The sequence below is a fragment of the Ralstonia sp. RL genome (assembly GCF_001683835.1).
Lineage (GTDB): Bacteria > Pseudomonadota > Gammaproteobacteria > Burkholderiales > Burkholderiaceae > Ralstonia > Ralstonia mannitolilytica.
This window is the reverse complement of the sequence record NZ_LWRX01000001.1, coordinates 103,885-123,884: the sequence shown is the minus strand read 5'-3', so window position 1 is coordinate 123,884 and position 20,000 is coordinate 103,885. Positions and strand designations below refer to the sequence as shown.

Here is a 20,000-nt window from a genome sequence, read left to right as displayed (position 1 = left end):
TGAGGCATGGAAATCAGAATTGGCGATCTAGCCAAGCGCTCTGGGTGCGAGGTCGTGACCATCCGCTACTACGAAAAGGAAGGGCTGCTGCCAAAGCCAGCGCGAAGCGGTGGCAACTTTCGGTTGTACAGCGATGTGCACATCGAGCGTTTGCAGTTCATTCGTCATTGCCGTTCGCTTGACATGACGCTGAGCGAAATCAGGATACTGCTGGGCCTACGAGATAACCCTGCTCAGGACTGCGGCGACGTCAATACACTACTGGATGCCCATATTCGTCAGACCGAAGATCGCGTCGAAGCGCTGTTGCAATTGAAGCGGCACTTGCTCTCGCTGCGTGAAAAATGCTCGGGCGCTCGACGAATAGAGGCATGTGGCATCTTGCAAGGTTTATCAGATTGCAATCATCCGGGATGCAACGCATAGCATGAGTTGTTTCGCACGCCGACATTGGCCTGCGATTTTGGATTCGTGAGCGGCCTGCCTAATTGGCATCGGAGAAGGTCGTGCGGCTGACTTCTGATATTCCGTGCAGTCGTCTTCTGAAAATGACAGTTGAGCACAAACAACGTCAGAGTAGAGTGTGAATTTATATTTATTGACACATTCAGTCAAGGGTAATAGATTTCATCCTGACATTTTTACCTTTGGAGGCATCTTGCAAGGTCAACGTATCGGCTACGTCCGCGTCAGCAGCTTCGACCAGAATCCTGATCGACAACTGGAACAAATAGAAGTCGGCAAGGTATTCACCGATAAGGCTTCAGGCAAGGACACACAACGTCCCGAACTTGAAAGGCTGCTGGCCTTCGTCCGCGAGGGCGACACCGTGGTGGTGCATAGCATGGACAGGTTGGCACGCAACCTTGATGACCTGCGCCGCATCGTCCAAGGGCTGACACAACGGGGCGTGCGCATGGAGTTCGTCAAAGAAGGGCTGACGTTCACCGGCGAGGACTCACCGATGGCCAATCTGATGCTGTCGGTCATGGGAGCCTTTGCTGAGTTCGAGCGCGCCCTGATCCGCGAACGTCAGCGCGAGGGAATCGTGCTGGCCAAGCAGCGCGGTGCCTACCGGGGACGAAAGAAATCGCTGAACAGCGAACAAATTGCCGAGTTGAAACGGCGAGTTGCGGCAGGCGACCAAAAAACCTTGGTGGCCCGTGACTTCGGCATCAGCCGCGAAACCTTGTACCAGTACCTGCGGGAAGACTGACCATGCCACGCCGCTCAATCCTGTCCGCCACCGAGCGCGAAAGTCTGCTGGCACTGCCAGATGCCAAAGACGAACTGATACGGCACTACACGTTCAACGAAACCGACCTGTCGGTGATCCGTCAGCGTCGCGGCGCCGCGAATCGATTGGGCTTCGCCGTGCAGCTTTGCTACTTGCGATTCCCTGGCATCTTCTTGGGCGTCGATGAACCTCCATTTCCGCCCCTGCTGCGCATGGTGGCCGCACAACTCAAGGTGCCGGTGGAAAGCTGGAACGATTACGGCCAGCGCGAGCAGACACGGCGGGAGCACTTGGTCGAGCTGCAAACGGTGTTTGGATTCAAGCCCTTCACCATGAGTCACTACCGGCAAGCCGTGCATACACTGACCGAACTGGCCTTGCAAACAGACAAAGGCATTGTGCTGGCCAGCACCCTTGTTGAAAACCTGCGGCGGCAGAGCATCATCCTACCCGCCATGAATGCCATCGAGCGCGCAAGCGCCGAGGCCATTACCCGTGCCAACCGGAGCATCCATGCGGCATTGGCCGATTCCTTGATACCTGTCCATCGCCAGCGCCTGGACGAACTGCTCAAGCGCAAGGATGGTAGCAAAATGACGTGGCTAGCGTGGCTGCGCCAATCGCCCGCCAAGCCGAACTCGCGCCACATGCTTGAACACATCGAACGCCTCAAAGCCTGGCAGGCGCTTGACCTACCTGCTGGCATCGAACGGCAGGTACACCAAAACCGCTTGCTCAAGATCGCCCGCGAGGGCGGCCAGATGACGCCCGCCGACCTGGCCAAGTTCGAGTCGCAGCGGCGTTACGCCACCTTGGTAGCACTGGCCATCGAGGGCATGGCCACCGTCACTGATGAAATCATCGACCTTCACGACCGCATCATCGGCAAGCTGTTCAATGCGGCCAAGAACAAGCATCAACAGCAGTTCCAGGCTTCCGGCAAGGCGATCAACGACAAGGTGCGGATGTATGGGCGCATCGGTCAGGCGCTGATTGAAGCCAAACAAAGCGGCGGCGATCCGTTCGCCGCCATCGAAGCGGTCATGCCGTGGGACACCTTCGCCGCCAACGTCACCGAGGCGCAAACGCTGGCGCGGCCTGCCGATTTTGATTTCCTGCACCATATCGGCGAGAGTTACGCCACGCTGCGCCGCTATGCGCCGCAGTTCCTGGACGTGCTCAAACTGCGCGCCGCGCCCACCGCCAAGGGTGTGCTCGATGCCATCGACGTGCTGCGCGGCATGAACAGCGACAGCGCGCGCAAGGTGCCCGCCGATGCGCCAACCGCATTCATCAAGCCGCGCTGGGCAAAGCTGGTTCTGACCGACGAGGGTATTGACCGGCGTTACTACGAGTTATGCGCCCTGTCGGAGCTGAAGAACGCACTGCGCTCTGGTGATGTTTGGGTGCAGGGTTCGCGCCAGTTCAAGGACTTCGACGAATACCTGGTGCCGATCGAGAAGTTCGCCACCCTGAAGCTGGCCAGCGAATTGCCACTGGCCGTGGCCACCGACTGCGACCAATATCTGCATGACCGACTGGAATTATTGGAGGCGCAACTCGCCACAGTCAACCGCATGGCGGCGACCAACGACTTACCGGATGCCATCATCACCACTGCATCGGGCCTGAAGATCACGCCGCTGGACGCAGCGGTGCCAGACGCCGCGCAAGCCTTGATTGACCAGTCGGCGATGTTGCTGCCGCACCTCAAGATCACCGAGTTGCTGATGGAGGTCGATGAATGGACGGGCTTCACGCGCCACTTCACACACCTGAAGACCGGCGACACGGCCAAGGACAAAACCTTGCTGATGACGACGATTCTGGCTGATGGTATCAATCTTGGGCTCACCAAGATGGCCGAGTCCTGCCCTGGCACCACCTACGCCAAGCTGTCTTGGCTGCAAGCCTGGCACGTTCGCGACGAAACCTATTCGACGGCGCTGGCCGAGCTGGTGAACGCACAGTTTCGACAACCCTTCGCCGGAAACTGGGGCGACGGCACCACGTCATCGTCGGACGGCCAGAACTTCCGAACCGGCAGCAAGGCAGAGAGCACCGGGCATATCAATCCGAAGTATGGAAGTAGCCCTGGGCGGACGTTCTATACCCATATCTCCGACCAATACGCGCCCTTCAGCGCCAAGGTGGTCAACGTCGGCTTGCGCGACTCGACCTATGTGCTCGATGGCCTGCTGTACCACGAGTCTGACTTGCGTATCGAGGAACACTACACCGACACGGCGGGCTTCACCGATCATGTGTTCGGCCTGATGCACTTTCTGGGATTCCGGTTCGCGCCGCGCATCCGCGACCTGGGCGACACCAAGCTGTTCATTCCCAAGGGCGATACTGCCTACGATGCACTCAAGCCGATGATTAGCAGCGACAGGCTGAACATCAAGGCTATTCGCGCTCATTGGGATGAAATCCTACGGCTGGCCACTTCGATCAAGCAGGGCACGGTGACGGCCTCGCTGATGCTGCGCAAGCTCGGCAGCTATCCGCGCCAAAACGGCTTGGCCGTCGCCCTGCGCGAGCTGGGGCGCATCGAGCGCACGCTGTTCATTCTGGATTGGCTGCAAAGCGTGGAGCTGCGCCGCCGCGTCCATGCGGGGCTGAATAAGGGCGAGGCGCGCAACGCGCTGGCCAGGGCGGTCTTCTTCTACCGATTGGGTGAAATCCGCGACCGCAGTTTTGAGCAGCAGCGCTACCGGGCCAGCGGCCTCAATCTGGTGACGGCGGCCATCGTGTTGTGGAACACGGTCTATCTGGAGCGTGCCACCAGTGCTTTGCGTGCCCACGGCAAGGCGCTGGACGACACGTTGCTGCAATATCTGTCACCGCTGGGGTGGGAGCATATCAACCTGACCGGCGATTACCTATGGCGCAGCAGTGCCAAGGTCGGTGCGGGGAAGTTCAGGCCATTGCGACCGCTGCCACCGGCTTAGCGTGCTTTATTTTCCGTTTTCTGAGACGACCCCTATGTGACCCCTTCGGCCGCATGTTTTTTGACCAGCGCGACATCTGCGTCACGAAACATGAATTACAATCATTCTCATTTAAAGCCATTTCTCCCGCTTCGCCGGTAGGCTCTTCATGCAACTGCAGCGCGTCGTCACCCTCATCCTGTTCTACCTGCTGACATCGGTTTCAAGCGCGTACGCCGACACGCTGTCCACTCAAGACAAGACCAAGCAGGTCTGGCAATTACTCGACTATCTGGCGGTCGATTACGGTCGCTCCGTCAAGGACGGCCAGGTGGCCAATGCCGATGAGTACGCCGAAATGCAGGAGTTTGCGCATGCGGCGCAGCGCCAGATTGCCGAGTTGCCGGCGGGGCCACAGACGCAAGCCTTGCTCAAGGATGCTGGCGCGTTGCGCACGCTCATCGCCGACAAGGCCGCACCCACCGTCGTCGGTGAACAGGCGCATAAGCTCGCGGACAGCTTGCTGGCCGCCTACCCGGTGCCGATGGCGCCCAGCAAGGTGCCCGACCTGAAGCATGGAGCTACGCTGTATCAAAGCCAGTGCGCGTCCTGCCATGGCAACACCGGACACGCCGATGGTCCGCTGGCCGCCAAGCTGAGCCCGCCCCCCATAGCCCTGGCCGATCATCAGCGCGCCCAGGAGCGCAGCGTCTTCGCCCTCCAGCAGATCATCACGCGCGGTGTCGAGGGCACCTCGATGCCGAGCTTCGCGCAGCTCACTGACGATGATCGCTGGGCACTGGCCTATTTTGCGTCGACCTTGTCCTATTCCGATGCGGACCGGCAAGCCGGCGCCAAATTGTGGGCATCCCGCCCGGAGCTGCATAGCGCGGTGCCGACGCTCGCCAAGCTCAGCCAGACGCCAGAAGCGTTGCTGGCCAAGACGATCAGCCCGGATGCCGCGCGGCAATTGACCGCCTATTTGAGAAGCGCGCCGGATGTGCTGAACGCCTCCAACGCAGACAGTCTCGCAATCGCCAAGGACAAGCTCAAAGAGAGCGTAGCCGCCTTCGACCAGGGCGACAAAGCGACTGCCTCGCGCCTGGCGCTCTCCGCCTACCTCGACGGCTTCGAGCCGGTCGAACCGGCCCTGGCCGCCAAGAACCAGTCGCTGTTCCAGGACATCGAAAAAATGATGGGCCTGTATCGCAACGCGATCACTACCGGTCAGGCCGAGCAGGTACGGGACATCGCGCAGCATCTGCAGACGATGCTGACTGAAGCCCAGGATGCACTGGGTGGCACCAACGACCCGCTGTCGACGTTCCTGGGCGCCTTGACGATCCTGCTGCGCGAGGGCCTGGAGGCACTGCTTGTCGTGGTCGCCATGATGGCCTTCCTGAAGAAGGCCGAACGCACCGACGTGCTGCCATACGTCCATGCCGGCTGGATTGTTGCGCTGGCCGCCGGTGGACTGACGTGGGCCGTCGCTACCTACCTGGTGGATTTGAGCGGTGCCAGCCGCGAGATGACCGAAGGCTTCTCGGCAATCTTTGCGGCCGTGGTCCTGCTCGGCGTGGGCATGTGGATGCACCAGAAGAGCCTGGCCGGTCGCTGGCAGGCCTATGTGAAGCAGAAGCTGTCCTCCGCGCTGAACAAGCGCTCGGCGATCATGCTGTTCGTGCTGTCATTCGTGACGGTGTACCGCGAGGTGTTCGAGACCGTGCTGTTCTACGCCGCGCTGTGGAGCGAAGGGAACGGCATCTACCTGCTGGCCGGCTTGGGCTCCGGGATTGCGATCCTGGCGATCATCGCCGTCGTGCTGCTGCGCTCCTCGGCGCGCCTGCCGATCCGCCAGTTCTTTGCCTTCAGCTCGGCTCTGGTCGCGGTCCTGGCAGTGGTGCTGATCGGCAAGGGCGTTGCGGCGTTGCAGAAGGTTGGTTTTCTGCACATCACGCCGATTTCGATGCCGCGTATTGACGTGCTGGGGATTTACCCGTCCATGCAGACGGTGATCGCACAGGTGGCGATCTTGCTGATCATTGTGCTCAGCTTCGCGTATAACCTCCGATCGCAGAAGGCATCGAGCAAAGCGTAGTCGCTACCTTGATTTGAGAGTTCAATGGCGGATATCGACAGGTATCTGCAGGCAGCGACCCGCGATCACACACGGCGCAGCTATCAGTCCGCCATCCGTCATTTCGAGCAAGAGTGGGGTGGCTTCCTGCCGGCCAGCGCCGACAGCGTTGCACGCTATCTGGCTGAGCACGCACAGACGCTTTCCATCAAGAGGGTTGGCCGGGATTCGTGTATTTCTCGCCAGAATGATCCTAAGGCGATGATTCAAAAGGGAATTTCCGATCAAGATCGGATTTTGCGGCGTCATGCAGCACGAATCCGTATCAGATCGCCAAGCGCATCGGCGTCGCCCATTACAGGGCAGGAACGCTACTGAATCAGCAAAGGTGGCTGGTTGGTGCGCTGAGAGGCAGCTGGAGTTGACGAGACAGTCTTTCTGAGAGAGCTAACGGAACACGTTGAATCCCATCTACCGGGCTTGCAGAAACGTGGCAACCGAAAAAAATGGAGAGGGGCTATAGAGGGGAGCTCTTCACGGATAGGTTCGGTTGCCTCGTGGGTCAAAGGTGCGTTTGCCGTTCGCCCCCACATGGAGAACCTTCAACGGCAACAAGTCCTCCAGGTCTTCTGGCGTCATGAATTGTGTCCATCAAAATAGTGATGGACACAATCATCTGCCGCCTCCCGACTGGGGGCTACGTTTGGCTAAATTCGCGCTTACGTTGTACGTTTGCGTACGCCTTAGTACGGCAGCATCTCCCATCAGTACATTCAACGCGATGCCATGCGCTACAATGCGCGCATGTCACGTGCAACCCTAAGCATCTCGCTTCGGGCTGTGTTGCTGCTTCTTATCGTGTTGCTGCAGCTGCTGAGCCCACTTCTGCACGGCCATTTCGGAATTCCGAAACAGACTGGCCTGCACGTGCACACCGCGCTTTCTGGCGCGGTTGATTCTCATTTTCAATCCCTCGGATCTTCCCATCATCGAGCCTCCGCGCATGAGGGGTATGCTCTTGATCGCGAGCTGGCTCTGACGAGCAGGGAACCCTTTGAGGTTGATGTAGAGCCCTCGATCGGTCCATCGGATCTCGCCGGATTTCTTTGGGCTGCTGCGGGGCCTGGGTTATCGGCACTCACCTTTCTTCTGCTGGCAGCGCTTGCCTGTTCAGCCATATCACGCCCAGTCTTTCGGCCAGCACCAATTCGCGCGCGCTGGCGCGATCGCATCAATCGAACGCCTCCAGCGCAGGCTCCCCCACCGGCCTGCTGATCCTAAGCAGGCGGACGGCACGCGCGTCACGGTGCAGCAGAACACTCGTTGAGTTGATCTGCAACAGCCCCATCACGCCCACCGTAGCGATCATGAATTCGTTAGGAGCATTGGCTTCTGACCCATCACGTTCGCTCGACGCCACAAGGCGGTAGCTGCATTGCTATCCGCTGGCCATCCACTGTTCCTACATTCTTGTTCGCGTCGCCTCGAAGCGCCACGCCGCAGTCGGTGTTCGTGCCGCTTCGGGAGGCGACGCAGTTGGAGGATGACGCCGACAGCGTTGCCTTCGTGGATTGGAGTCAGGCATGTTTCTCAAACGAATTGTGGTGGTTGGCGCATCGATTGCACTGACCGCATTTCCTGTGCGTTGGGCTACTGCTCAACCGGCGGCACAGGCAGTGTCTCTGTCGGCCGAACAGGCGCGCGCACTGGGTGTGCGCTTTAGCTCGGTCGCAGCTTCTGGGGGCTTGGAAGTCGGCACCCACGCACGTGTCGTGTTCAAGCCGGATGCGCAATATGTGGTGGCGGCTCCGTACGCGGGCGTGGTGCCTCGCGCGCTGGTGTCACTGGGGCAGACCGTCCGCCCGAGTCAACCGCTGGCGAGTTTCCTGAGCCCGCAGCTCTTTGAAGCGAGCCGCGCGCTCACGGAGGCCAACTCGCAGGCGCGTTTGGCGCAGCAATCGCTCGCCCGCGATAAGGCGCTCTTTGATGACGGCATCATCGCCGGAAGCCGCTGGCAGGCAACGCAGGCGCGGGCCGCTGAGGCCAACGCCATGGCCATGGCGCGCCGGGCCGAACTGGCTTCCGCAGGTATCGCATTCGCTGGCGCGGGCGGCGAAGCGCAACTGATCGCGAATCATGGCGGCGTGGTGTCGGAGGTCAACGCTGTTCCGGGGGCGCGAGTTGAAGCGGCCGCGCCGCTTTTCCGGATCGTTGACCCGGCTGCGCTGGAGCTGGACCTGCTGGTTGGCCGCGATGTGCCTGTGCCAACCATAGGCGACCGCATCGAGATCGTGGCGCGTGGTGCAAGCGGTACGGTCATTGGCGTTGCGCCTTCGGGTGACGGTACGGCAGGGGTGCGCGTGCGGGCGTCGCTGGAGCGCTGTGGCGATCTGCGTGCCGGCGAGAGCGTCAACGTCACGCTCAAGCTGCGCGGCGCTACCGGCGCGGGCGCCTCGGGGCTGGTGCGGGTTCCGGCGGCCGCGTTGGCCTACGTGTCCGGCGTTCCGGGCGTGTTTGTCGCCACCGACAAAGGCTTCCGCTTCCAGGAGGTCGCCGTTGCCAGTACGGATGACGCCGTCGCTGTCGTGCGCGCCAATCTGCCCACAGGGACACGCGTAGCGGTTGCGGGCGTCGGTGCACTCAAGGGCTTGCTGGCGGGAGAACAATGATGCTGTCCCGCCTGATTGAGTTTTCTTTGCGCCAGCGTGTACTGGTGCTGATCGCGGCCGGCGTGCTTGCTGCCGCTGGCGTCTGGGCTTACCTGAACCTGCCGATTGATGCGTTTCCCGATATCTCGCCGACGCAGGTCAAGGTCGTGCTCAAGGTGCCGGGCATGACGCAGGAAGAAGTCGAGCAGCGTGTCTCGACGCCCATCGAGCAGGAACTGCTCGGCCTTCCGCATAAGACGATCGTGCGCTCGGTGTCCAAATACGGCATCAGCGACGTGACGGTCGATTTTGAAGAGGGTGTGGACGTCTACTGGGCACGCCAGCAAGTGTCGGAGCGCCTGGCAGGTCTTGCCCGCGACCTGCCGTCGACAGCCGTGGGTGGCCTAGCGCCGATCACCACGCCGCTGGGCGAGATGTTCATGTTCACCGTGGAGGGCGACGGCTACTCGCTGGCGGAGCGGCGCCGAGTGCTGGACTGGGTCATCCGGCCGGCGTTGCGCACCGTTCCTGGCGTGGCCGATGTCAACGCATTGGGTGGCGAGGTCCGCAGCTATGAGGTAACGCCCGATCCGGCACGCTTGCGTGCACGGGGGGTGACGCTGGAGCAGCTGCGCCAGGCGCTGGATGCCAACAATCGCAACGATGGTGCGGGCCGGCTTGATCGCGGTGACGAGCACTGGGTGGTCCGCGTGGAAGGCGGCGTGCGCGGGCTCGACGATCTGCGAGCGATTGTCGTGGTGCCAGCGCAGAGTCCGGCGTCCAACCCTGCCGTCACCGTGGGCGATGTGGCCACCGTGCAGCTGGGTGAGGCGACCCGCAACGGCGCCGTCAGCAAGGATGGCAACGGTGAGGTAGTCGAAGGGCTGGTGCTGGGCCTGCGCGGCAGCGATGCCCGCAAGCTGGTCGAGGCGGTACAGGAACGGTTGGACACGCTTGGCCCTCAACTGCCCAAGGGCATGTCGGCACACGTGTTCTACAACCGTGGCGAGCTGGTGACACGCGCAGCCAACACGGTGGTGCGTGCGCTGATTGAAGCCAGCGTGTTGGTGGTCATCACGCTGTACCTGTTCCTGGGCGGTGTGCGGGCGGCGCTGGTGGTGGCGGCCACGCTGCCGCTGTCGATGCTGGCGACCTTCCTGCTGATGCGCTACGTGGGCCTGACCGCCAACCTGATGAGCCTGGGTGGACTGGCCATTGCTCTGGGCATGCTGGTGGATGCGGCGGTCGTTGTGGTGGAGAACATTGAGACCGCCATGGCGCGTGCCCAAGACCACAAGACCGATCCAGCGCTGCGCGGGGCCGTGATCCGTCACGCAGTGGCTACCGTTGCGGTGCCGATGCTCTCCGGCGTTTCCATCATCGCCATCGTGTTCCTGCCGCTGTTGTCATTGCAGGGGCTGGAGGGCAAGTTGTTCGGGCCGGTGGCGCTGACCATCATGCTGGCACTGGCCTCGTCTGTGGTGATCGCCTTTACGGTCGTGCCGGCGTTGGCCTCCATGCTGCTGCTCGCGCATGCGGATGAGGCGCCTTGGCTGATGCGCAAGGTGGCGGGTGGCTTTGCCCGCCTGCAGGCCTGGACCACGGCGCGCCGCCGCATCGTGTTTGGCGTGGCGGGGGCGGCGCTGGTCGTGGCCGTGGTGCTGTACATGTCAGTCGGCAAGACGTTCATGCCGACCATGGACGAAGGCGATCTGATTGTGCTGTTGCAAAAGGCGCCGTCTGTTTCCCTGGCAGCATCGCTGGACCTGGACCAACGCGTGCAGCAAACGCTGCTCAAAGAGGTGCCCGAGATCCGCTCCATCGTGGCGCGCACCGGCTCCGACGACCTGGGCCTGGACCCGATGGGTCTGAATGAGACCGACACCTTCCTGGTGCTCAAGCCCAAGGACCAGTGGCGCGGCAGCAAGGAGGACATCGCGACAGCCATTCGTCACGTGATGGAGCGCTTTCCCGGCGTGATCTATGGCTTCACGCAGCCGATCGAGATGCGCGTGTCGGAGATGCTGACCGGTACGCGCGGGGATATCGCCATCAAGCTCTTCGGCAGCGATCTCGCCGCTATTGACGCGGCCGCACAGGCCATTGCTGCCAAGGTGCGCTCCATCCGTGGCGCCGCCGAGGTGATCGCGCCCAGCAACAGTGGTGTGCAGTACCTGAAGGTCTCGCTGGATCGCGCGGCAGTCGGCCACGCTGGCTTTACCGGAGATGCCCTGCAAACGCAGTTGCGAGCCCTGATCGAAGGTGACCGGATTGGCGTAGTGCCCGAAGGCATTATGCGTACACCGCTGATCCTGCGCGGCGGAGCGGGCCTGCGCCAAGCGCCGGAGAACCTCACCGGCCTCCTGGTGACGGCGCCAGATGGCAAAACTTGGCCGCTCTCGTCTCTGGCCCGCATCGAACGCGTGGACGGGCCGGTGCGCATCAATCATGAAGACGGAGCCCGGTTTGCTGTGATCCAGGCCAACGTTGAAGGCCGGGATCTGGCCGGCTTTGTGCAGGAAGCACAGGGTGCGGTTGGCAGCATCAGCACGCTGCCGAAAGGACTGCGTGTTGTCTGGGGCGGCCAGTTCGAGAATCAGCAACGTGCGGCGGCGCGTCTAGCACTGGTCGTGCCGCTGGCCTTGGGCGCCATCTTTCTGCTGCTGATGCTCACGTTCCGCTCGGTGCGGCAGGCGGTGCTGGTCGTCGCGAACATTCCGTTTGCCCTCGTAGGCGGCATCGCCGCGCTGCGGATATCGGGCGAGTACCTGTCGGTGCCGGCCTCCGTCGGCTTTATCGCGCTGCTCGGGATCGCGGTGCTCAATGGTGTGGTGCTGGTCTCGCACTTCAACACCTTGCTGGAGTCGGGCTCAAGCATGGCGGAAACCGTGCGTGTGGGCGTGCAAGACCGCCTGCGGCCGGTGCTGATGACAGCCTGCATTACCGCACTGGGAATGATTCCGCTGCTATTGGCCAGCGGGCCAGGGTCGGAGATTCAACGCCCGCTGGCGATCGTAGTGTCGGGCGGGTTGCTTTCTTCGACGGCACTGACGCTGCTCCTGCTCCCCTTGCTGTTTGAACGCTTTGGTATGCCCCGGGCCCGGACGGCCGACGGGCAGGGAGATTTGCAATGAGGTTGAACATGTTTCGCTTCGCATTGGCCGGAGCCGGCGTGATGCTGCTTTGCGGCACCGCCGCGCAAGCGCAGAACACGCCGGGCTACCTACCCGCTGAGAGCTCGGTGCGTGAAGCGGTGGCGCAATCGCCCGAGGTGATGACGGCCGAAGCCCGGCGCGATGCCACGCTGGCCCGTGCCGAAGGCATTCGAGCGGGGACGGCCGAGACTGTGGTGAGAGCGATCGGACAGGGGCGTCAGGTCCGAGATCCATCTGAGCGACATGCCGAAGGGCAGATCGCCGTGGAGCGGCCGTTGAGGCTGTGGGGCAAGGCTCAAGCCGATGGCCAGCTTGCTGATGCGGCGGCCGAGGCTGGGCAACTTGCGGTGAAGGACGCACGCCACGAAGCATCGCGGCAGATCCTCTCGCTGTGGTTTGCTGCTGTGCGGGCAGGGCAAGCACGCCAGGCCGCTCAGGAGAATGCCCGGGCTGCGGCCGAGTTGGCGACGCTGACGGCCCGCCGGGTCCAGTTGGGTGACGCTTCGCGCTTGGACGGTGAACTGGCAGCAGCTGACCAGGCTCGCATGCAAGCCGCACTGGCGACGGCCGCTGCAGCCGAACAGGCCGCGCAGGCGGAACTGCAGGCCCGTTTTCCGGGGTTGCCCCGGCCCATGATGGCCGCTGACACCGCGCTGCCTGTGTTGCCGCAGGACCCACCGGAACGATTGCGCACGCAGTACATACAGGACAGCCACGAGTACCGGCTTGCCATGGCGGAAGAGGTGCAGGCACAGCAGATGGCCAAGCGTGCAGATCTGGAGCGCCGGCCCGATCCCACCGTCGGCATGTTCGTATCGGTGGAGCGTGGTGGTGCGGAACGCATCATGGGAGTGAGCGTGGCGATGCCGCTCGGCTCTGCGCATCGCCGTACTGCCGCAGCAGCGGCCGCGGCCGATGCGGAAGCTGCAGCTCGCCGCAGACTCGGTGCAGAACGACGCCTGGGTGCGGAATTCGACGTGCTCTATCGTGACTTGCAAGGCAAAGGGGGAGCCGCGCAGGCACAGATCGAAGCGGCTACGTTACAGAGATGCGCAGCCGATCGCGCCACCCGCGCGTTTCGCGCCGGCGAGTCCGGCTTGACCGAGCTGTTGGTGGCACGCCGCAGCCTTGCCGACGCAGTGTTGGCCGAGCGGCTCGCTCGGGTGAACGTACTGGAGGCGGACAGCCGGCTCCAGCTGGATCTGCATCGCATGTGGGATTTCGATGACTGATCTTGAGCAACACCTTACATGCCCCATGAATAGATAGCGATAACCATCAACGTGGGTGCGTTCGCAACGACCGAAGCAGCGGCGTACTCCACGTGTCCTAACGTAGATGAATCATGCGACATCCCGAAGACCTCGATCTCAAGATCGACCTGGATACCGAAGACAGTGCGACCAACCAGGCAGCCGCACGGCGCACCACGCTGGTGAGCGTGGGCGTCAACCTGAGCTTGACCGTTGCACAAGTCGTGGCGGGCATCCTGGCCGGCTCCCAGGCGTTGGTGGCCGATGCCATCCACTCGTTGTCCGATTTGATCTCGGACTTCGTTGTGCTGTTTGCCAGCCACCACAGCCAGAAAGGACCGGATGCAACTCACCACTATGGCCACCAGCGCTTCGAGAACGCCGCGTCGCTAGTGCTCGGCTTGCTATTGCTGGCCGTCGGCGTCGGCATGCTTTGGAATGCAGTGGTGAAGCTGGAGCACCCCGAGGCCATTCAGCCAGTCAAGCTCATCGGCCTGTGGGTCGCTCTCGGGGCGCTGGCGGCAAAGGAGCTGCTGTTCCGCTACATGCTGGCCGTTGCCGAGCGTGTGCGCTCCAGCATGCTGGTCGCCAACGCCTGGCACGCACGCTCGGACGCCGCCTCGTCGCTGGTGGTGGCGCTCGGCATTGTGGGCAATGTGTTCGGCTACCGCCTGCTTGATCCTGTGGCTGCCCTGATCGTCGGCCTGATGGTGACGCGCATGGGTTGGCACTTCGGGTGGGAGGCGCTGCACGATCTCATGGACCGTGCCGTCGACCAGGAAACCGTTGAGGCGATCCACCAAACGATGCTGGAAACGCCGGGCGTGCACGGCGTACACGACGTCAAGACCCGCCGCATGGGCGACATGATCCTGGTCGATGTCCACCTGGAAGTCGATGCGCGTGCCAACGTGAGACAAGGCCACGACATTGCATTGGAAGCGCGGCGCCGCGTCATGCTGCGCCGCGATGTGCTCAACGTAATGACCCACGTGGACCCTGTGGAGGCACCGACCTAAACGTGTTTTCCTTTTTGATCTGCAACAACTGTTTTCCGTATCGCGGCGGCGATCGATCAGAAGTCGCTGCTCCGTAACGGGGCATGCGAGTACATAGATGTTGTACTGCGCAGCCATGATTCACACACTCCAATTTCTAGGTGGTTTTATGCGCTCTGAACAGAAGTACTCCCTTGCCATGCGATCCCTGCATTGGCTGGTATTCCTGGCCGTCACGATTGCCGTGGTGGCGATCGAGATCCACGACTTTTTTCCCAAAGGCAGCACCGCGCGCACCGCGGCATTTGCGGTTCATCAGACCGCGGGGCTGTCCGTGCTCGCGTTGATGGTGCTGCGTTTATTTGTCCGCTGGGGAACCCAGCCGCCGGCACCGGTCCCTGGCCCACAACTGCTGCAGCGTGCAGCATGCCTCACGCATGGCGTGCTCTACCTGTTGATGGTCGGGATGCCCATTCTTGGCGTGCTGGCGCTGGCCTGGGGTGGTAAGCCGATTCAGCCGTTCGGGCTGACTTTGACGCTCCCCCTTTTGCAGGACAAGAGCTTGGCGAGCCTCAGCAAGGAGGTGCATGAGTCAGGTGCCACGCTCGTGTACATCTTTGTTGGGCTGCATGCGGCCGCAGCGCTCTGGCATGAGTTCATGCTGAAAGACCGATTGTTGCGTCGCATGATCTAGCGCAGCAAACGGTTCTTCCAGGTCGCTATTCGTGCAGGCCCATCGTTCATGGAATCCGGCTTCCGTCATCTCAATATAGCGCTGCTCGCTGTCTCGGCCGCGACGCTGGCGGCCGGATTGTTGGCGCGCTACCTGCGGGCCGACCAAGATAAGCCGACCCGCTATCATAAGCCTCTCGGTGATGAAGGCGGCGCTTGTTATTTCGTTTGGTAATTAGGCGTCAGGCCGGTTTTGGCCGCTGGCCAGCGCGTCCAACTGGCGCTTTCTTCAACACATCTACCAACCGGCGCGTCGTTGCCGCCTCGGTCTCGGCGCGCTCAGCGCGTCGCAGCGCTTCCTGCAGCTGCAACTGAGTCTGCGCCAGTTGATCGGCCGCCGCGCGCAGCTGAGCCACGGCGGCGTCTGCCTGCTGCTGCGCCCCGCCCAGTTCCGCGCGCAAGGCGCCGATCGCGTTGGCGTGCTGAACAGCCGCCTGCTGTATCTCGGCCCGAGTGGCCACAAGCTGCGCGCGCAGTTCTTCCGCCAGCTTCTCGCTCTTCTGGCGAGCGGTACGCTCCTGGTCGATCTCGCGCAGTGCTCGCTTCTCGTGACTGGCCGCGCGCATGTCGGCTGCGTCAGCACGTTCCCGTTCACGCTCAAGCTGAGCGCCGAACTCGGTCCGCAGCTCCGTCAACTGCCGTGTCGCTTCATCCAGTTGCCGGCGGGCCTCCTGCAGACGGGCATCGGTCGCGGCATGGGCTTGGCGTTCGGTGGACAGCGCCTCCTGCTGCTCCGTGAGCTGTGCGCGAACGGCATCGAGCTGCGTCTGGGTCGCTGCCGTCGCCTGCCGGGCAGCTTCCGATTCGGCGGCCGCCTGGTCACGTGCCGTCTCGGCAGCGTGCACCTGGTGGCGCGCTTCGGCCCGTAGCGCGGCAAGTTCACCGGTCGCGGCCGACGAGGCGGCCTGCCAGATCGTCAGCACGGCCTCGGCCGCGACCTGCTTCATGGCGTCGGGGAGCTCCGGGTGGTCGATCTTGACGCGCGTCTTTTCCCGCAAGTCCTGCCAGAAGCGGTTCAGCACGTCGGTCGGCGTGCTCATGCTGCCCTTGCGCACCAGGCTGTAGAGCTTGTTGGCCGTCGGCGTGACGCCGTAGCGAAAAAACAGCAGCGCACAGACCTCCCGGTAAAGCTCGCGGGTATCGGTGAAACGGCCGCGCAGCGCGGCGATATCGGCTTGCAGGGCTTGGTCTTCCACAGTGGAAGCGGGGTCGAGCGTCATGGTCGCGGGCTTTGTTTGCGTCTTGGAAGAAAAATAATACAACGTAAACCGATTGATTCCCTATTATCCGCCGCAGTCTTTAGACATAATGGCGCTTCTGTCTAGTGATCATGTCACAGTGGCCCGGCCTAACGCGTCTCGCTCAAAGTGACTTGGCGGACAGTTGATTGCGCGGCGTTCAATCACTATGATTGGTTTTTAATCACAATGATTTGCCTGTGCTATAGCCGATGAGCCTCAACATGCCCTCCCCAATGAAAGACACTGCCTGGGATCGCCTTGAGAACGCCATCAAGGAGGACCGTCCCCTGCAACCGATCCGCAAGCTCGTCATCAGGGGCTCGGTCGATGTGGTGTTCCGGCGCGCGGACACGCCCGCACTCGTGGTAGCCGGTGAAAGTGCCGACGCGGTGGCGGCGGTCCGGACCGAGTACAAAGGCGACAAGCTGGTCATCGAGCGCGAAGGCGTATCGATCAGCTTTGGCAGCGGCCACATGACTTTCCACGGCACGGTCGGCTCGGTGGTGATGGGCGACATCGTGAACGGCCAAGCCACCGGGCAGACGGTTTCGCTTCGCCAGCCTCGCGCGGTGGTGAGCCTCGCGCTGCCCGAGTCCCCCGCGGTCAAGATCAAGGGCAGCGGCGACGTCACCTTGCTCGATCTGCGGCAAGATGCCCTGGACCTGGAGATTCAGGGTTCGGGCGACATCACCGTCTCCGGCGAGGTCACCCGCCTGCACGTGCAGGTCGCGGGCTCCGGCGATGTCGATGCCAGCGAGCTGATCGCCGAGTCGGCCGACCTGTCAGTAGCGGGTTCCGGCGACATCGAGGCCTTCGTGCGCTCCGACGTGCGCGCCCGCGTCGCGGGCTCCGGAGACATCGTCGTGCGGGGCAACCCGCCGCGCCGGGACGACCGGGTGGCCGGCTCCGGCAAGATCAAATTCCGCTGACGGCGCCGGGCACTTCGCCCGACTGTATTGACCCGATTTCAGGAGGACGCCATGTCCAAGACCGAAACCCGCGTATTGACCGCCCACGTCCCGGTGCCGCTGGCCGAAAAGGTTGACCAACTGGCCGACCGCCTCGAACGCTCGCGCGGCTGGATCATGAAGCAGGCGCTGTCTGCCTGGATTGCCCAGGAAGAGGAGCGCGATCGCCTCACCCGTGAGGCACTGGCCGATGTGGACGCCGGCCGCGTCATCGGTCACCAAGCGGTGCAGGCCTGGGCGGACAGCCTGGGCACCGGTGAACCGCTGGCGGTGCCGCGCTGATGGAACTGCAGTGGACTGGAAAGGCGCAGGAAGACCTCGCACGCCTGTACGAGTTTCTCGCCCCGGTGAACCAGCCAGCGGCAGCGCGCGCAGTGCAGGCGTTGATCAAGGCGCCAGAGACCCTGTTGACCAATCCGCGCGTGGGTGAGCAACTGTTCCAATTCGAGCCACGCGAAGTACGGCGCATCCTCGTCGGCCAGTATGAGATGCGCTACGAGATCCAGGGCGACACCATCTACGTGCTGCGGCTGTGGCACACCCGCGAAGACCGATAACAGGAGGCAAGACCATGCTGGAGTACCGGCTGACGCCGAACCATGCCGGCGTCGCGTTGTGGGGCGATTTCGCGGCGCTGGAACGGCTGCATGGTTTCATCCACTACGTCGTGCAGGAAAGCGTCTACATCGAGGACAAGGAGGGTTTTGTGCTCGGCCTCGCGTACGACGTACGCAAAGCCTACTCGGGGCAGCGCAGCGTCGACCATCGCGGCGACACCAAGGACGACCGCTGCCGCATTTACGGCGTCGAAGTCCTGTGGCCGGTGCTCCTGACCCAGGTCGGCGTGCTGCGCCAGGCCATGGCCTTCGTCCCGACCAACAAGCTCGACCAGGCGATCATGTTCGAGTTGGAGCACGTGGTCGAATCGGCAGTACGCGCCGCCACGCCGGTGTTGGCCGATGAAGTCATCCACCGCACACGGTCCGCCTCGAACGCGACCTACGTGCACCTGGAGAGCGTGCTCGATAGCCGCTGTCGGTACTTCATTGCGCTGCCGCCCAAACAGCGCCTCAAGATGCTGCCCAAGGTGATGGCGACATTCGATCCGATGTATGGATACCTGGCCAAGTCGGATGTCACGATGCGCCCCGATGTCATCCCGCCCACCGCCTTCATCGACAGCGATGAAGACTGGCCGGACTTCGAGTGGTGATGCACATGCAGTCCATTCCGGCTGACCTGACCGCACCTCTTCATTGATGACCCAGCTTGTTCCTTCGTTCAACGGCCCCGCACAGGCCATCGAGCAGTTGCGCATCCCGCCGGTACTATCGGGGGCCAACGGCGGCAACCGTGCGCGCGCAGGCACCCGCCAAATCACGGCGGACGATGATCTGTCCGCCGTTGCTGCGTGGCTCGCACGCTATGCCGCGGTTCCAGGCACGGTTGCGACCTATCGCAAGGAAGCCGAGCGCCTGATGTTGTGGGCGATCCTGCAGCACGGCAAGCCGCTGTCCTCGCTCACGCACGAAGACCTGTTGGTGTATGAGCGCTTCCTGGCCGACCCGCAGCCGGCATGGCGCTGGGTCATGGCCTCGCGCAAGAAGCTGGCGCGAACATCGCCCGATTGGCGCCCGTTTGCCGGCCCGCTGTCGCCCACGAGCGTGCGGCATGCGATGACGATCCTCAACGCGCTGTTCGCTTGGCTCGTCGAAGCGGGGTATCTGGCCGGCAATCCGTTGTCGCTCGCACGCCGGCGCGGCACCAAGGCGCCGCCGCGCGTGACGCGGTACCTGACGCACGACCTTTGGGATACCGTTCGAGCCACGATCGAGACGATGCCCGTCACGACCGAACGCGACCGGCTGCATGCGGCCCGTTGCCGGTGGCTGTTCTCGGTCTTGTACCTCGCCGGCCTGCGTGCGGCGGAAATCGCCAGTACGCCGATGGGCGCGGTGTTCTGCCGACGCGATGCCACTGGCGTCGAGCGCTGGTGGATCGAGGTCAAGGGCAAGGGCGACAAGACACGACTGGTCCCTGCCACCGACGAACTGATCGCGGAACTGGCACGCTACCGGCGCATCTGTGGCTTGCCGCCGTCGCCGCAGGCCGGTGAAACGCGCCCTTTGCTGCTGCCCGTGATCAGACCGGAAAAGCCGCTCTCGCGCGCGGCGATTCACTTGATCGTCAAAGAGGTGTTCAAGCTGGCGGCTGACCGGCTGCGGTCTCAGGGGCCTGAGTTCAACGTGCAGGCGGATCGGCTGGCCAGCGCATCGTCCCACTGGCTGCGCCATACCGCCGGCACCCACATGACCGACAGCCATGTCGACCTGCGTTTCGTGCGCGACAACCTCGGCCACGCGTCGCTCACCACGACCAGCATCTACCTGCACACCGAAGAGGATCTGCGCCACGCGGCGACGCAGGCGAACCACCGGCTGGGCTGGGGCACCTAAGCGTACCCAGGTAGGTACCGTAGAGGGACAGCCTGAGTCATCCAGCTTTGTCGTCGGGGTGCGTCCAATCCGACAAGGCGATCAACTCGTTCAGTTCGTCGTCTGGGATCGAGAGCAACCAGGCACGTAGCTCATCCTCATTCATCTCGACCGGGTTCTTGTCGAGGTCTACGATGCGCCAACGCAACCGCTCGCGGGCTTCCACGTTGAGCGGTGGCGGAAGAATCGGATGCGAGTGCGAACCGCTCGCACCCGATTTCGGCCTCAGACGGAACCCATAAAAGGTCTTCATTGCACTACCG

The 20,000-nt window shown here is 62.7% G+C and carries 18 protein-coding genes; 16 read left to right on the top strand and 2 right to left on the bottom strand.

Annotation, left to right across the window (positions count from 1 at the left end; genetic code table 11):
* The first annotated feature begins 6 nt into the window (after window positions 1–6).
* The 11 genes from cadR (at window position 7) to A6M56_RS00460 (ending at window position 15,208) form a co-directional block, all read left to right on the top strand.
* A complete protein-coding gene (cadR, locus tag A6M56_RS00510) occupies window positions 7–426 on the top strand; it encodes a Cd(II)/Pb(II)-responsive transcriptional regulator (RefSeq protein ID WP_005303894.1) in 420 nt (139 codons plus the stop codon).
* Window positions 427–658: 232 nt separating this feature from the next.
* Window positions 659–1,216 carry a recombinase family protein gene (locus A6M56_RS00505; RefSeq protein ID WP_001162010.1) on the top strand — a complete coding sequence of 186 codons (558 nt, stop codon included), beginning with the start codon at window positions 659–661 and terminating at the stop codon, window positions 1,214–1,216.
* Between the two features lie 2 nt (window positions 1,217–1,218).
* Window positions 1,219–4,191 carry a Tn3 family transposase gene (locus tag A6M56_RS00500; protein WP_003056098.1) on the top strand — a complete coding sequence of 991 codons (2,973 nt, stop codon included), beginning with the start codon at window positions 1,219–1,221 and terminating at the stop codon, window positions 4,189–4,191.
* Between the two features lie 148 nt (window positions 4,192–4,339).
* Entirely contained in the window at window positions 4,340–6,268 is a 1,929-nt protein-coding gene (locus tag A6M56_RS00495) for an FTR1 family protein (protein ID WP_012435721.1), read from the top strand.
* A gap of 24 nt (window positions 6,269–6,292) precedes the next feature.
* Window positions 6,293–6,625: a hypothetical protein gene (locus tag A6M56_RS00490; RefSeq protein ID WP_244190989.1), complete on the top strand. Its 333-nt coding sequence runs from the start codon at window positions 6,293–6,295 to the stop codon at window positions 6,623–6,625.
* Between the two features lie 1,205 nt (window positions 6,626–7,830).
* Complete coding sequence (locus A6M56_RS00485) at window positions 7,831–8,916, top strand: efflux RND transporter periplasmic adaptor subunit (protein ID WP_017512748.1); 1,086 nt, start codon at window positions 7,831–7,833, stop codon at window positions 8,914–8,916.
* Window positions 8,916–12,029, top strand: a complete 3,114-nt coding sequence (locus A6M56_RS00480) for an efflux RND transporter permease subunit (RefSeq protein ID WP_062739608.1) — start codon at window positions 8,916–8,918, stop codon at window positions 12,027–12,029. The genes A6M56_RS00485 and A6M56_RS00480 overlap by 1 nt, the downstream gene beginning before the upstream one ends.
* Complete coding sequence (locus tag A6M56_RS00475; RefSeq protein ID WP_062739609.1) at window positions 12,026–13,282, top strand: TolC family protein; 1,257 nt, start codon at window positions 12,026–12,028, stop codon at window positions 13,280–13,282. The genes A6M56_RS00480 and A6M56_RS00475 overlap by 4 nt, the downstream gene beginning before the upstream one ends.
* A 113-nt stretch (window positions 13,283–13,395) precedes the next feature.
* Complete coding sequence (locus A6M56_RS00470; protein ID WP_017511440.1) at window positions 13,396–14,322, top strand: cation diffusion facilitator family transporter; 927 nt, start codon at window positions 13,396–13,398, stop codon at window positions 14,320–14,322.
* 148 nt (window positions 14,323–14,470) lie between these two features.
* Entirely contained in the window at window positions 14,471–14,995 is a 525-nt protein-coding gene (locus tag A6M56_RS00465) for a cytochrome b (RefSeq protein ID WP_049286305.1), read from the top strand.
* Between the two features lie 48 nt (window positions 14,996–15,043).
* Window positions 15,044–15,208, top strand: coding sequence for a hypothetical protein (locus A6M56_RS00460; protein ID WP_156174057.1), 165 nt, complete (start codon window positions 15,044–15,046; stop codon window positions 15,206–15,208).
* Between the two features lie 7 nt (window positions 15,209–15,215).
* Here the strand turns inward: A6M56_RS00460 and A6M56_RS00455 are convergent, their stop codons facing one another.
* Window positions 15,216–16,253: a DNA-binding protein gene (locus A6M56_RS00455; protein ID WP_017515764.1), complete on the bottom strand. Its 1,038-nt coding sequence runs from the start codon at window positions 16,251–16,253 to the stop codon at window positions 15,216–15,218.
* A gap of 254 nt (window positions 16,254–16,507) precedes the next feature.
* Here A6M56_RS00455 and A6M56_RS00450 point away from each other — a divergent pair, with 254 nt between their 5' ends.
* From A6M56_RS00450 to A6M56_RS00430, 5 genes are read left to right on the top strand one after another with little or no spacing between them, the layout of a single operon-like run.
* Window positions 16,508–17,203, top strand: coding sequence for a GIN domain-containing protein (locus A6M56_RS00450; protein ID WP_017514033.1), 696 nt, complete (start codon window positions 16,508–16,510; stop codon window positions 17,201–17,203).
* 51 nt (window positions 17,204–17,254) lie between these two features.
* On the top strand, window positions 17,255–17,524 hold the full coding sequence (locus A6M56_RS00445; RefSeq protein WP_017514034.1) for a CopG family ribbon-helix-helix protein: 270 nt from the start codon (window positions 17,255–17,257) through the stop codon (window positions 17,522–17,524).
* Window positions 17,524–17,799 (top strand): type II toxin-antitoxin system RelE/ParE family toxin, encoded by a 276-nt coding sequence (locus tag A6M56_RS00440; protein ID WP_017514035.1) that lies wholly within the window; start codon window positions 17,524–17,526, stop codon window positions 17,797–17,799. The genes A6M56_RS00445 and A6M56_RS00440 overlap by 1 nt, the downstream gene beginning before the upstream one ends.
* Window positions 17,800–17,813: 14 nt before the next feature.
* The gene (locus A6M56_RS00435) at window positions 17,814–18,455 is read left to right on the top strand and encodes a DUF6904 family protein (protein WP_017514036.1); all 642 of its coding nucleotides are present in this window, start codon (window positions 17,814–17,816) and stop codon (window positions 18,453–18,455) included.
* Window positions 18,456–18,501: 46 nt separating this feature from the next.
* On the top strand, window positions 18,502–19,698 hold the full coding sequence (locus A6M56_RS00430) for a tyrosine-type recombinase/integrase (RefSeq protein WP_017514037.1): 1,197 nt from the start codon (window positions 18,502–18,504) through the stop codon (window positions 19,696–19,698).
* Window positions 19,699–19,735: 37 nt separating this feature from the next.
* Here A6M56_RS00430 and A6M56_RS00425 read toward each other — a convergent pair whose 3' ends face one another.
* On the bottom strand, window positions 19,736–19,990 hold the full coding sequence (locus tag A6M56_RS00425; RefSeq protein WP_017514038.1) for a hypothetical protein: 255 nt from the start codon (window positions 19,988–19,990) through the stop codon (window positions 19,736–19,738).
* Between the last annotated feature and the right edge of the window lie 10 nt (window positions 19,991–20,000).

Bases quoted from the DNA above. Each gene is read 5' to 3' on its own strand.
- A6M56_RS00465 (WP_049286305.1), top strand. From the start codon at position 14,471: ATGCGCTCTGAACAGAAGTACTCCCTTGCCATGCGATCCCTGCATTGG.
- A6M56_RS00490 (WP_244190989.1), top strand. From the start codon at position 6,293: ATGGCGGATATCGACAGGTATCTGCAGGCAGCGACCCGCGATCACACA.
- A6M56_RS00445 (WP_017514034.1), top strand. From the start codon at position 17,255: ATGTCCAAGACCGAAACCCGCGTATTGACCGCCCACGTCCCGGTGCCG.
- A6M56_RS00440 (WP_017514035.1), top strand. From the start codon at position 17,524: ATGGAACTGCAGTGGACTGGAAAGGCGCAGGAAGACCTCGCACGCCTG.
- A6M56_RS00425 (WP_017514038.1), bottom strand. From the start codon at position 19,990: ATGAAGACCTTTTATGGGTTCCGTCTGAGGCCGAAATCGGGTGCGAGC.
- A6M56_RS00455 (WP_017515764.1), bottom strand. From the start codon at position 16,253: ATGACGCTCGACCCCGCTTCCACTGTGGAAGACCAAGCCCTGCAAGCC.
- A6M56_RS00500 (WP_003056098.1), top strand. From the start codon at position 1,219: ATGCCACGCCGCTCAATCCTGTCCGCCACCGAGCGCGAAAGTCTGCTG.
- cadR (WP_005303894.1), top strand. From the start codon at position 7: ATGGAAATCAGAATTGGCGATCTAGCCAAGCGCTCTGGGTGCGAGGTC.
- A6M56_RS00470 (WP_017511440.1), top strand. From the start codon at position 13,396: ATGCGACATCCCGAAGACCTCGATCTCAAGATCGACCTGGATACCGAA.
- A6M56_RS00450 (WP_017514033.1), top strand. From the start codon at position 16,508: ATGAAAGACACTGCCTGGGATCGCCTTGAGAACGCCATCAAGGAGGAC.
- A6M56_RS00460 (WP_156174057.1), top strand. From the start codon at position 15,044: ATGGAATCCGGCTTCCGTCATCTCAATATAGCGCTGCTCGCTGTCTCG.
- A6M56_RS00435 (WP_017514036.1), top strand. From the start codon at position 17,814: ATGCTGGAGTACCGGCTGACGCCGAACCATGCCGGCGTCGCGTTGTGG.
- A6M56_RS00480 (WP_062739608.1), top strand. From the start codon at position 8,916: ATGCTGTCCCGCCTGATTGAGTTTTCTTTGCGCCAGCGTGTACTGGTG.
- A6M56_RS00485 (WP_017512748.1), top strand. From the start codon at position 7,831: ATGTTTCTCAAACGAATTGTGGTGGTTGGCGCATCGATTGCACTGACC.
- A6M56_RS00430 (WP_017514037.1), top strand. From the start codon at position 18,502: ATGACCCAGCTTGTTCCTTCGTTCAACGGCCCCGCACAGGCCATCGAG.
- A6M56_RS00475 (WP_062739609.1), top strand. From the start codon at position 12,026: ATGAGGTTGAACATGTTTCGCTTCGCATTGGCCGGAGCCGGCGTGATG.
- A6M56_RS00495 (WP_012435721.1), top strand. From the start codon at position 4,340: ATGCAACTGCAGCGCGTCGTCACCCTCATCCTGTTCTACCTGCTGACA.